Consider the following 12,727-nt stretch of genomic DNA (forward strand, 5'->3'; position numbering starts at 1 on the left):
TGCCGACGGGAAAGCTCGCGGCTTCCGCCGCTCCTGCAAGGGAAGGGTACAGCCGTTGAGCGGTGCCACCGCCAAGAGCAAGAGCATGTCGGGGATGTAACCCCGACCTACGATCCGTAGGTCGGGGCTGCGTCCCCGACAGCGTTTCAGGGCCGCAGCGCCACCCGGTCCACCACCCACATCGTCGGGCGCGTGTCGCCGGTGAACACCATGCACAGGTCGGCGGTCGCCGGATGCCCGGCCGGCAGCGGTGCGAGCAGGGTGACGAAGCCGTCGGCATCCGGTCCGGCCGGCAGCGGCACGCTGGCCAGCAGTTCGCCGTCGCAGCCGTCGCGCAGTTCCAGTTCGCCGTGCGCGCCGTGCGGGGGGCGGAACTTGCGATGGCCTTCGTCCCCGGCCAGCTGGAAGTAGTACGGGATACGGCCCGCACGGACTTCGACGGCCGCGATGCCGTCCAGCGGCGCGTCGGCCCACAGCCAGCAGGGGTTGAAGATGTCGGCGTTGAAGATCGCGCGCCGTCCTTCGAGCGGACCGTCGTCCTCCAGCCGAAGCATCAGGCCCTGGCTGCACATCGCCAGCGCCTCGTCCTCGCGCTGCAGCAGCGAGGCCGCGTCGAAGCGTCGCGACGTCGGTGCCTCCAGCACACGGCCGTCGACGAACGCCACTGCCTGTACTTCCACCGGCAGCTGCAGTTCCAGCGGGGCGCCGTAGGCGGGCGAGGCGGCCGTGGGAGCGCTGCCGTCGACGGTGTAGCGGATCGTGCCCAACCCCACCGGTTGCGAGAGGGCGACGTCGATCGCGCCTTCGCCGCGTGGCGTGCCCTCGATGCGCACCTCGAACGGGGTGCGCGCGTAGGCGATGCCGAAGTGGCGGTAGCGGTCGAGCTGCGCCGGCAGCCGGGCCAGGAAGCCGGCGTAGTCCTTGCGCGCGCGCGGTGTCCAGCCGGTCTCGGCGACCGCGGCGATGCGCGGGAAGAACGCGTGTTCGACGCGTTCGAACGAGCGCATGTGTTCGGTCCACACGTTGGCCTGCAGGCCGAGGATGTGGTGCGCCTGTTCCGGCGTGAGCGCGTCCGGTACCGGCTCGAACTCGTAGGCCTTGCGCAACGGGATGAGCAGCGGACGGCCGGGCGGCTCGTCCGGCGAACCGGTTTGCAGGTAGTCGAAATACAGGTGCGACACTGGTGCCATCACCACGTCGTGGCCCCGGCGCGCAGCTTCGGTGCCGCCCTCGATCCCGCGCCACGACATCACCGCGGCGTCGGCGGGCAGGTCGTCCTCGAGGATCTCGTCCCAGCCGATCGCGCGCCTGTCGTGGGCGGCGAGGAAATCAGCCATGCGCTTGACGAAGTAGCCCTGCAGCTGCGCTTCGTTCTCCACGCCAAGCTCGCGCATGCGCGCCTGCACGCGCGGGGAGGCCTTCCACTGGTCCTTGACTGCCTCGTCGCCGCCGATGTGCACGTAGCGGCCGGGGAACATCTCGATCACTTCAGCCATCACGTCCTCGAGGAAGGCGAACGTGCCTTCCTCGGCGTTGAACAGGTACTTGTGCACGCCCCACTCGTTGGACACGGGCGTCGGGCCTTCGACGCTGCCCAGCCGCGGATAGGTCGACACCGCCGCCTGCGCATGGCCGGGAATGTCGATCTCGGGCACCACGGTGATGTGGCGCTCGCCGGCGTAGCGCACGATCTCGCGCACCTGGTCCTGGGTGTAGAACCCGCAGTACGGGACCGGCTTGCCGGTGCGCGGGTCGATGCCGCCGTCGCCGGCGGGAATGCGGCAGCCGCCGACCTGCGTGAGCTCGGGGTACTTGCGGATCTGCAGGCGCCAGCCCTGGTCGTCGGTCAGGTGCCAGTGGAAGGTGTTGAGCTTGTGCCGCGCCATCGCGTCGAGCAGCTGCTTGATCTCGTCGACGCTCTGGAAATGGCGCGCAGAGTCGAGCATCAGCCCGCGCCAGCCGAAGCGCGGCGTGTCGTCGATATGCAGCGCGGGAATGCGGGCGGGCGTGCCGTCGTCCGGACTGGTCGTGGCCAGCTGCCACAGCGTCACCGCGCCGTAGAACAGGCCGCGCGGGTCGCCGGCGCTGACCACGATGCGCTGCGGCGAGACGTCGAGCGAATAGGCCTCCGGCGATGCGTCCGCACCCACGGGCGAAATCCGGAACTCCACCGCGGGCGCATCGCCGGCACCCGCGCCATCAAAACGCGGTGCGACGTGGCGACCGCGCCGCACGTAGCCGGCGAACTGCCGCGCGACCTGCGCGGCCCGGGGGTCGGCCGCGACCAGCGGCGTGTCCGCGCGCAGCTCGAACGTGCCATCGCGCAGCGTGAGCGTGGCGGGCTCGGGGATCAGCGACAGCGGCGCGTGCGCGTCGGCAGGCGCCGCGATGGCCGCGGCAGGCAGCAGCACGAGCAGCAGGAGGAGAAATTGTGCGAGCTTCATGGCGATTCCTTGCGGGTCACGATACCGGACGTCGGGCTGGCGTTGCGCACGCGGGAATGATCGGGAGGGCATGCTGGAAAAGACGCGGGCCCGGGAATCCCGGGCCCGCATGACGAAGCACAGGCCGCGGCCGCGCTCAGAGCTTGAAGTGGAAGTTCAGGTAGTACTGGCGGCCGTTGGAATAGAACGCGTACGGCAGCTTCGGGTTGTCGCCGGTCTGGCTGTAGTACTTGAGCTTGGGGTTGTTGAGGTTGAGCGCGTCGAAGGTGATCGACAGCCAGTCGGTGGCCTTGAACCCGATCGAGGCGGAGACGTTGGCGATGCTGTCCTGGAAGAAGTCGTCCGTGCGCGCCACGCCGGCGTAGAACTCGGAGCGGCGGGTGTAGCTGAGCCGCGCGTTGAAGCGGTCGTTCTCGAAGTAGCCGGACACGTTGTAGGTGTTCTTCGAGGTGCCGAACACCGGCTTGTCGCCGTCGGATTCGCTGTCGGCCCAGGTGTAGTTGGCGTTGATGCCGAAGTTCTCGCCGATCGGCTGCTGGTAATCGAGTTCGATGCCCTTGACGTCGGCATCGGTGTTGACCGGGCTCGAGACCTGGTAGTCGCCGAGGATCAGCTCGCCCGCGTCCTGGCTGGCCTGTTGGTCGATGAACTGCTGGGTCGAGGTGCCGAAGGTGACGTAGTCCTTCATCTTCATCAGGAACACGCTTCCCGACAGCAGCGCGCGCGGGGCGAAGTACCACTCCAGCGCGGCGTCGAAGTTGGTCGACACGATCGGGTCCAGGTCCGGGTTGCCGCCGCTGCCGGTGTGGGTCAGGTCGTCCAGCGACACCGAGCCGGCGAGTGCGGAGAAGTCCGGGCGGGTCAGGGTCTTGGACGCCGACACGCGCGCGACCAGGTCGTCGGTGATGTCGAACTTGAAGTTGGCGCTGGGCAGGAGCTCTTCATAGGTCTTGCGGCTGAGCGTGGGCAGGTAGGGGCCGAACGCGGAGCCGTTGATGGTGCCTTCGGGCTGGTCCTCGACCGGGATCGTCGGGTTCACGGCGACGTTGGTGACGATGCGCTGCTGCGTGCGCACGTAGCGCAGGCCGACGTTGCCGGCCCAGCGCTCGCCTTCGAAGTTCGCCTGCACGTAGGCCGCGCCGGCCTTCTCCTTCACGCTGTACAGGTCCTGCCAGTAGAAGCGCGTGACCGGGTCGCGGTCGGCGAAGCGGTCGTTGAGGTCGGCCAGCTGGTCCGGCGTCCAGTACCAGATGCCGGTGGGGAAGTTGCCGCCCAGGTCGTTGCCGAAGTCGCCGGGGTAGCTCTGGTAGTCGCCGGTCGGGTAGTTGGCCACGTTCTGCCAGTCGGTCGCCCAGTTCGGGCCCTGCGCGATCTCGTTGTCGTTGCGGCGCGTGTGCTCGGCGTAGCGCACGCCGAAGTCGAGCGTCGCCAGCGCACCATCGGAGAAGTACAGCTGGCCGTCGGCCTGCGCCCAGTCCTCCTTGTCGAGCACGTTGATGCCCTGGCCGCCGAAGATCCAGCCGAACGCCGGCAGGATGCCGGACGGCGAGGCGTTGTCGCCGCCGACGTGCCAGTCGACCGGGCTGCCGGCGCCGTTCATCGACCAGCCCGACGCGGCGTTGCCGCCGAAGCCCAGCTCCATCACGTCCTGGGTGTCGCTGCGGCCGTGGCCTTCGGTCTGCCCGGCCTGGGCCTTGATGCCGAAGCGGTCGGTCACCTGCCAGTCGGCGTCGAGGGTCAGGTACTTCGACTCGGAGCTGGCGCCGGGGCGCGAGATCTGGTCGTACACGCCGCGCGGCACCACGGGGCCGGTGACCGCGGGGTATTCGGCGTTCACCAGCACGCCGTCGCGGATCTCGTAGCCGGGCAGGGGCGCGGTGGTCGGCACGTACTGGCTGTTCCACAGCATGTAGTTGCGGTTGAAGTTGTCGGCCTGGAGCTTGGAGTAGAAGGCGTTCAGGCCGAGGGTGAGGTTGTCCGTCGGCTTGACCTGGATGTCGAGCACGCCGCCCTTGCGCTCGCGGGTCTGCTCGAACAGCGTCGAGCCGATCAGGTTCGGGTACAGCACGCCGGCCAGGTCCGGGTTGGTGGCCACCACCGGCGCGTCGGCGGCGATCTGCTGGAAGCCGCCCACCACTTCCTGGCCGTCGCGGCGCAGGCCGCGCTTCTCGTAGAAGCCCTGGAACAGGATGCCGGCGGTGCCGGCGTCGTTCTTCCAGTTGAGCAGGGCATCGAACTGCGGCTTGGTCTCGCCCGGCAGGTCCGAATACACCGCGCCGACGTTGGCCTCGGCGGTGAACGGATCGGCGAACTGCAGCGGGCGGCGGGTGATGATGTTGATCGAGCCGGCGCTGCCGCCCTCGACGAGCCTGGCCTCCGACCCCTTGTGCACCACCACCTGGCTGACGATCTCGGCCGGCAGCAGGCTGTAGCTCACGCTGCGGCCGACGGTCTGCACCTGGCTGAGCACGAACCAGTCGCCGGTGCCGACGGTGTGGCCGTTGATCAGGGTCTGGGTCAGGCTCGGACTGGTGCCGCGCAGGCTGATGCGGTCGCTCTCGTCGAAGCCGCCCTCGGTGGCGCTGGACGAGCTGATGTTCACGCCGGGCAGGCGCTGCAGGGTGTCGGCGACGTTCTTGGCCGGCAGCTTGCCGATGTCCTCGGCGCTGACCACTTCCACGTGCGAGTCCGACTCGCGCTTGGCGTCGAGCGAGCGCTCCATGCTGCCGCGGATGCCGGTGACGATGACCGTCTCGATGTCGGTGACGTCGTCCTGGTCGGCCGGGGCCGGGGGCGGGTCCTGGCTGTCCTGCGCGTGGACATGGGCGCTGAAGCCGAGGCAGGCGACGATCGCGGCGGTCAGTGCGGATTTGCGGTACGTCATGGTCTCTCTCCCGTCTTGCGTTGATTGGCCGGCGTCGACCGCGTGGTCGTGCCGTGTGTCTTGCCGGCCAGTGCACGTCGCGACGGGCGTCGCCACGCATGCCGGCCTTATTGCGTCGGCGTCCCCGCTCCTGCGCCGGACAGGTACCAGCTGGCCGCGCCGATCACGCCCAGCTGCCCGTGCTCGACCAGCTTCACGGGAATGCGCTCCAGCGCCTCGCGCATCGGCCCCTTGTTGAGGAACCGTTCGACGAAGCTGCTCTGCAGCACGAACTCGCGGATCTGCGGCAGGATCCCGCCGGCCAGGTAAATGCCGCCCTGCACGCCGTACAGCAGCGCCATGTCGCCGACGGTGCTGCCGAGCAGGCCGCAGAACACGCCGAGGCTTTCGCGCGCGCGCTCGTCGCTGCCATCAAGCGCGGCGGCGGTGATCGCGTCGGGCGTGCGGTAACCGGAGCTCTCGCCGTGCAGCGCGCACAGCGCGGCGTGCAGGTGCATCAGGCCGGGGCCGGACAACGCGTATTCGACCGGCACGTGGCTGCGCTGGCCGAGCATCTGCCTCAGCAGCGCCATTTCCACTTCGGTGCCGACGGTCAGCGCGGCCTGGCCGGCTTCGGTGGCCAGCACCACCGGGCCGTGCGCGGTCGGGATCCAGACCGCGGCGCCCAGGCCGGTGCCGGGGCCGACGACCAGGGTCGGGCCGGTCGGCGCGGTGTCCGGGCCGGTGAGCTGCAGCACTTCGCTGGCGTCGACGTAGGCCGCCGCGTGCGCCACCGCCTCGAAGTCGTTGACCAGGCGGAAGGCGCGGAAGCCCAGGCGCGCGCGGATGTCCTCCAGCGACACCCGCCACGGCAGGTTGACCGTGATCAGCGAGCCGTCCTCGAGCGCGTAGCCGGCGCTGGCGATCGCGCCTTCGCTGACCGCGACGCCGTCGAGCCCGGACACGAAGTCCTCGATGATCTCGGCCAGTCCCGGGTATTGCGCGCAGACGTACTTGCGGTACTCGAGCACCTCGACCGGATGCGCCGGGTTGCCGCTGGCGCGGACCAGGCCGATGCGCACGTGGGTGCCGCCCACGTCGGCCGCGATGAACGGCGCGTCGGCGCGGCTCATGGCGTCCACTGGCATCGGGCTGGCGGCTGTGGGCACGTCGTCTCCGGTCGGCCACCGCCTTCGCGCAGTGCGGGGGCGGTGAAGTGGGCTGGAGTTTGGAAGTACGTTGACAACGATGTCAACAGGCCGTCACAAACGTCCGGGCAAGCCCCCGGAAATGACGACAAAAATATCGCTGGTCGCATTCAATTGATTCCTTTGATTGTGTTTGTGTGATCAAACAAGCGGTTTCTGACGATTGTCGCGGTGCAACAAGCGGACAGCGATGCTGCATCGCACAAGCCATGACTGCGCAGCCGGAGCCATCCGGCGCGCTGAAAACATGGCTTGCAGCGCAAAAGTATGACAACGTTATTCCCGGGGGCTGTCCGATGCGTCATGCAGCGGCGGCCGGCATCGCATCCGTTGCGCACAGGAGACATTGTCCATGGCCGTCGCCGCTTCCGCATCGAAACCCGCCGGCAATATCGGCTCCATCGCCATCATCGGCCTGCTGTTCTTCATCTTCGGCTTCGTCACCTGGCTCAACGGGCCGCTGATCTCGTTCGCCAAGCTCGCCTTCGACGTCAGCGAGGCGCTGGCCTTCCTGATCCCCAGCGCGTTCTACATCTCCTACTTCTGCCTGGCGCTGCCGTCGTCGTGGGTGCTGCGGCGCACCGGCATGAAAAAAGGCATGGCGCTGGGGTTGTTCGTGATGGCGATCGGCGCGGTGGTGTTCGGCCACTACACGACGCTGCGCGTGTATCCGGGTGCGGTGACCGGGGTATTCGTGATCGGCGCCGGGTTGGCGATCCTGCAGACCGCGGTCAATCCCTACATCAGCATCCTCGGCCCGATCGAAAGCGCCGCGCAGCGCATCGCGGTGATGGGGATCTGCAACAAGGCCGCCGGCATCCTCGCGCCGCTGCTGATCGGCGCCTTCGTGATGCACGGCATGGGCGACCTGGCTGCCGAGGTCGCCGGCGCCGACGCCGGTGCGCGGGAGGCGCTGCTGGCGGAGTTCGCCGCGCGCGTGCACACGCCGTACATGGTGATGGCCGGGCTGCTGGCGCTGCTGGCGGTGGGCATCGTGTACTCGCCGCTGCCGGAAGTGCGCGCCGAGGACGCCAACGCCAGCGGCGGTGGCGCGGCCCGGCGTGGCCTGCTGCAGTTCCCGCACGTGTGGCTGGGCGCGCTGTGCATCTTCGTGTACGTGGGCGTGGAGGTGATGGCCGGGGATGCGATCGGCATCTACGGGCAGGGCTTCGACCTGCCGCTGGACCAGACCAAGTTCTTCACCTCGTTCACGCTCGGCGCGATGCTGGTCGGCTACCTGGTCGGGCTGGTGGCGATCCCGCGCTGGATCTCGCAGGAGCGCTACCTCAGCCTGTCGGCGGTGCTCGGCGTGCTGCTGGCGCTGGGCGCGCTGCTGACCCATGGCTACGTCTCGGTGGGGTTCGTGGCCGCGCTCGGCTTCGCCAACGCGATGATGTGGCCGGCGATCTTCCCGCTGGCGATCCGCGGGCTCGGGCGCCTGACCGAAACCGGTTCGGCGCTGCTGGTGATGGGCATCGCCGGCGGCGCGGTGATCCCGCAGCTGTTCGCGGTGCTCAAGCAGCATCACGACTTCCAGCTGGTGTTCGCCGCGCTGGTGGTGCCGTGCTACCTGTATATCCTCTACTACGCACGGCGCGGCCACCGCGCCGGACTGGACTGATCGACTCGGGTGCAAGGCGATGAAGGGCAACGACAGGCGGGACGGGCACTGATGCGCAGGCCGACCATCAAGGACGTCGCCGAGCGCGCCAAGGTCTCGCTCAAGACCGTGTCGCGGGTGATCAACAACGAACCGTCGGTGATGCAGGCCACGCGCGCGCGCGTGCTGCACGCGATCGACGAGCTCGACTACGAGCCCGACCCGTCCGCGCGCAGCCTGCGCAGCGCCACGCCGTACGTGATCGGGCTGGTCTACGACAACCCCAACCCGTACCACATCATCGGCGTGCAGAACGGCGTGCTGGCCGCGTGCCGCGAGACCGGCTTCGACCTGCAGATCCATCCCTGCGATTCGAGCTCGCCGCTGCTGGCCGACGAACTGGGCGAGTGGGCGCGGCGCTCGCGCCTGGCCGGCCTGGTGCTGACCGCGCCGATGTCCGAATCGACCGAACTGGTCGAGGCGCTGGTTGCGCGCGGCGTGAAGCTGGTGCGCATCATCGCCGCGACCGAGGACCCGAAGGACGGCCACCCGTGCGTGTTCGTCAACGACCGCGACGCCGCCTACGAGATCACCGAACACCTGGTCCAGCTTGGCCACCAGCGCATCGGCTTCCTGTGGGGCGGTGCGGCGCACCGTTCCAGCCAGGAGCGCTACCAGGGCTACGAGGACGCGCTGAAGGACTACGGCATCACGCTCGACAAGCACCTGGTGGTGCCGGGCGACTACACCTTCGACGACGGCTTCCGCGGCGCGCGCCGGCTGCTGGCCCTGCGCGAACCGCCGACCGCGATCTTCGGCTCCAACGACGAGATTGCCGCCGGCGTGCTGGCGGCGGCGAAGTCGGCCGGCGTCGACGTGCCGTTCGAACTGTCGATCGCCGGCTTCGAGGACAGCCCGGTGTCGAAGCAGTCGTGGCCGGCGCTGACCACCGCCAAGCAGGCGACCGAGGAGATCGCGCGCCACGCCGCGCGGCTGCTGGCCAGCCACCTGCGCCAGGACGCCTACGACGAACATCCGCTGGCGATGCACAACCAGGGCTTCGTGCCGCAGCTGGTGGTGCGCGGCTCGACCGCCCCGCTGCGCGCGCGTGGCGGCAGCGGCGGTGGCAGCGAGAGCCGCGTCGAGCAGGCAAAGAAATGAGCGCGACGAAGCAGGCAGCAGGCCGTAGGTCGGGGTTACATCCCCGACGTGCTTTTCGCACGGCGGCCCGGGATCCCATCGCGTGGGCGAAGAACCAGAAATGAGTGCGACGAAACAGACACGGACAGCGGCAGGCGACGAGGACACGCTGATGCTCCGCGAGGCCGCCGAAGCGCCGGACGTGGTGGAGCGGCAGTTCGAACGCAACCGCGAGGTGGTCGCGCGCCTCGGCGAAGACCTGCGCCGCACGCCGCCGCCGTTCATCGTCACCTGCGCGCGCGGCAGCTCCGACCACGCGGCGACGTACGCCAAGTACCTGTTCGAAACCGCGCTCGGCATCGTCACCGCCTCCGCGTCGCCGTCGGTAGGCTCGGTCTACGAAGTGCCGCAGGCGCTGCGCGGCGCGCTGTACGTGGTGATCTCGCAGTCCGGCAGGAGCCCGGACCTGCTGCGCAACGCGCAGGCCGCGCGCGAGGCCGGTGCGCGCGTGGTGGCGCTGGTCAACGCCGAGGATTCGCCGCTGGCGCGGCTGGCCGACACCGTGGTGCCGCTGCACGCCGGCAGCGAGCGCAGCGTGGCGGCGACCAAGAGCTACCTCGCCTCGCTGGCGGCGATCCTGCAGATCGGCGCGCACTGGAAGGGCGAGGCGCCGCTGCTCGACGCGCTGGACGCACTGCCCGGCGCGATGCGACGCGCCTGGCAAGCCGACTGGTCGACGCTCGGCGACGGACTGCTGGAGGCGCGCAACCTGTTCGTGCTCGGCCGCGGCCTGGGCCTGGCCGCGGCGCAGGAGGCGGCGCTCAAGTTCAAGGAAACCTGCGGCCTGCACGCCGAGGCCTACAGTTCGGCCGAAGTCAGGCACGGGCCGATGGCGCTGGTGGGGCCGGGCTTCCCGGTGCTGGCGTTCGCGCAGCCGGACGAAACCGGCCCCGGCACGCGTGCGCTGGCGCGGGAGTTCCGCGAGCGCGGCGCGCAGGTGTGGGTGGCGGCGGTCGAGGCAGGTGAGGAACAGGTCCTGCCCATCCCGCCGCCGCCGCATCCGGCCTGCGCACCGCTGCTCACCATCCAGTCGTTCTACCGCGCGCTCAACGCGCTCGCGCTGCGGCGCGGCTACAACCCCGACCTGCCGCCGCACCTCAACAAGGTCACGGAGACCGTCTGATGGCCACCGCGCTCGTCAACGGCAAAGTGCTTGTCGACGATGGCCTGCGCGAGGGCCTGGCGGTGCTCGTCGACGGAAACCGGATCGCCGCGGTGCTGCGCGACGACGACGCGCGCGTGCGTGATGCCGACCTGCAAGACCTGCGCGGCGGAACGCTGCTGCCCGGCTTCATCGACGCCCAGGTCAACGGTGGCGGCGGCGTGCTGTTCAACAACGCGCCGACGGTGGGAGCGATCGAGACCATCGCGCGCGCGCACCGCCGCTTCGGTACCACCGGCCTGCTGCCGACGCTGATCAGCGACGATGTCGAAGTGATGCACGCGGCGATCGCCGCGGTGCGCGAGGCGATCGCGCGCGGCGTGCCCGGCGTGCTCGGCATCCACCTCGAAGGCCCCTACCTGGCCGCCGCGCGCAAGGGCACGCATGACGCCGGCAAGTTCCGCGTGCCGGACGCGGCGGAGATCGAACTGGCGACCTCGCTCGGCGACGGCGTGACCCTGCTGACGCTGGCGCCGGAGCAGGTGCCGGCGGACAGCATCCGCGCACTGGCCGAACGCGGTGCGATCGTGGCCGCCGGACACACCGCCGCCAGCTACGAACAGGTCCGCACCGGCCTCGACGCGGGCGTGCGTGGCTTTACCCACCTGTACAACGCCATGACCCCGCTGCAGGGACGCGAACCGGGCGCGGTCGGCGCCGCGCTCGAGGATCGCGACAGCTGGTGCGGGATCATCGTCGACGGCGTGCACGTGCACCCGGCCAGCCTGCGCGTGGCGCTGGCGGCCAAGTCGCGCGGCAAGCTGTTCCTGGTCACCGACGCGATGCCGCCGGTCGGCGCGGACAGCCCCGACTACGTGCTGTACGGCGAAACCATCACCGCGCGCGACGGCGTGGTGCGCAACGCCGCCGGCGCGCTGGCCGGTTCCGCGCTCGACATGGCCAGCGCGGTGCGCAACGCGGTGACGATGCTCGGCCTGCCGCTGGAAGAAGCCGCGCGGATGGCGTCGCTGTACCCGGCGCAGTTCCTCGGACTCGATGGCACGCGCGGACGCATCGCGCCCGGATACCACGCCGACCTGGTGCTGCTGGACGACGACCTCGATGTCGCCACCACCTGGATCGCCGGCCAGCCGTTGTAGGAGCGCCCCATGGGCGCGAACCGCATCACTGGAGACGAGCGATCGCGCCCACGAGGCGCTCCTGCAGGACGCGCCATGTTCGCCACGTCACGACGCTTCCATTCCGTCGACGCCCTGCGTGGCCTCACCGTCGCCGCGATGCTGCTGGTCAACGACCCCGGCGACTGGGGCCACGTCTACGCCCCGCTGCTGCATTCGCAATGGCACGGCTGCACGCCCACCGACCTGGTGTTCCCCTTCTTCCTGTTCATCGTCGGCGTCTCGGTCGCCCTGGCCATCGTGCCGCGCATCGAGAGCGGCGTCGATCGAAACAAGCTGCGGCGCGCGCTGCTGTGGCGCGCCGCGCGCATCGTCGGCCTCGGCCTGCTGCTGCACCTGGCCGCGTGGTGGCTGCTCGACAAGGAGGACTTCCGTCCTTGGGGCGTGCTGCAGCGCATCGGCGTCTGTTTCGCCGTCGTCGGCCTGCTCGCGCTGCACACCCGTGCGCGCGTGCAATGGCTGTGCCTGGGCGCGCTGCTGCTCGGCTACTGGGGCCTGCTCGCGTGGAAGGGCGGCTTCGAACCGTGGACCAACCTCGCCAGCCGCATCGACACCGCGATGCTCGGCCCGCATGCCTATCTCTTCGATCCCGTCACCGGCCGCGGCCATGATCCGGAAGGCCTGCTGAGCACGCTGCCCGCGATCGCCACCACCCTGCTCGGCCTGCGCGCCGGCGACTGGCTGCGTCGCGGCGCCACCGGGCACATCTGCATCGCGGGCGTCGCCGCGCTGCTGCTCGGCGCGCTGTGGGCGCAGGTGTTCCCCTTCAACAAGAACCTGTGGACCTCGTCCTATGTCCTGTGGACAGGCGGCTGCGCGCTGCTCGCGCTTGCGGCGTGCCACGTGTTGATCGACCAGCGCGGCTGGCCTGCCATCGGCCGCAGCTTCGGCGTCAACGCCATCACCGCGTACGCCGGTTCCGCGCTGATGGTGTACGTCCTCATCGCGCTGGATTGGTGGGAGCCGATCCATCGCATCGGCTTCGCCGGATGGATGACGCCGCGATTCGGACCGTATCTGCCATCGCTGGCGTTCGCGCTTGCGTTCGTGGCGCACTGGTGGGGAATCACGTGGTGGATGGATCGACGCGGCTGGCGTCCGCGCATCTGAT

General features: G+C 69.7%; 8 protein-coding genes. 5 read left to right on the plus strand and 3 right to left on the minus strand.

All coding sequences use genetic code 11. The features are described 5' to 3' along the window. Positions 1-146: 146 nt before the first annotated feature. From ACFONC_RS00040 to ACFONC_RS00050, 3 genes are all read right to left on the minus strand, one after another. The gene (locus tag ACFONC_RS00040) at positions 147-2,444 is read right to left on the minus strand and encodes a beta-N-acetylhexosaminidase (RefSeq protein WP_386741468.1); all 2,298 of its coding nucleotides are present in this window, start codon (positions 2,442-2,444) and stop codon (positions 147-149) included. Between the two features lie 136 nt (positions 2,445-2,580). Continuing rightward, positions 2,581-5,328, minus strand: coding sequence for a TonB-dependent receptor (locus ACFONC_RS00045; RefSeq protein ID WP_386741469.1), 2,748 nt, complete (start codon positions 5,326-5,328; stop codon positions 2,581-2,583). A gap of 107 nt (positions 5,329-5,435) precedes the next feature. Beyond that, positions 5,436-6,440 carry a glucokinase family protein gene (locus ACFONC_RS00050; RefSeq protein ID WP_386742169.1) on the minus strand — a complete coding sequence of 335 codons (1,005 nt, stop codon included), beginning with the start codon at positions 6,438-6,440 and terminating at the stop codon, positions 5,436-5,438. A 427-nt stretch (positions 6,441-6,867) separates the two neighbouring features. Between ACFONC_RS00050 and ACFONC_RS00055 the strand changes: the two genes are divergently transcribed. The 5 genes from ACFONC_RS00055 to ACFONC_RS00075 all read left to right on the plus strand — a co-directional run bounded on the left by ACFONC_RS00055 (position 6,868) and on the right by ACFONC_RS00075 (position 12,726). Next, on the plus strand, positions 6,868-8,136 hold the full coding sequence (locus ACFONC_RS00055; protein ID WP_386741470.1) for a sugar MFS transporter: 1,269 nt from the start codon (positions 6,868-6,870) through the stop codon (positions 8,134-8,136). Between the two features lie 51 nt (positions 8,137-8,187). Further along, positions 8,188-9,276, plus strand: coding sequence for a LacI family DNA-binding transcriptional regulator (locus ACFONC_RS00060; RefSeq protein ID WP_386741471.1), 1,089 nt, complete (start codon positions 8,188-8,190; stop codon positions 9,274-9,276). A 100-nt stretch (positions 9,277-9,376) separates the two neighbouring features. Continuing rightward, positions 9,377-10,438 carry an SIS domain-containing protein gene (locus ACFONC_RS00065; protein WP_386741472.1) on the plus strand — a complete coding sequence of 354 codons (1,062 nt, stop codon included), beginning with the start codon at positions 9,377-9,379 and terminating at the stop codon, positions 10,436-10,438. After that, complete coding sequence (nagA, locus tag ACFONC_RS00070) at positions 10,438-11,577, plus strand: N-acetylglucosamine-6-phosphate deacetylase (RefSeq protein ID WP_386741473.1); 1,140 nt, start codon at positions 10,438-10,440, stop codon at positions 11,575-11,577. The genes ACFONC_RS00065 and nagA overlap by 1 nt, the downstream gene beginning before the upstream one ends. 75 nt (positions 11,578-11,652) lie before the next feature. After that, positions 11,653-12,726 (plus strand): acyltransferase family protein, encoded by a 1,074-nt coding sequence (locus ACFONC_RS00075; RefSeq protein ID WP_386741474.1) that lies wholly within the window; start codon positions 11,653-11,655, stop codon positions 12,724-12,726. Position 12,727: the final 1 nt, after the last annotated feature.

The sequence above is a fragment of the Luteimonas soli genome, from assembly GCF_042648865.1.
In the GTDB taxonomy this organism is placed as follows: Bacteria; Pseudomonadota; Gammaproteobacteria; order Xanthomonadales; family Xanthomonadaceae; genus Luteimonas; species Luteimonas soli.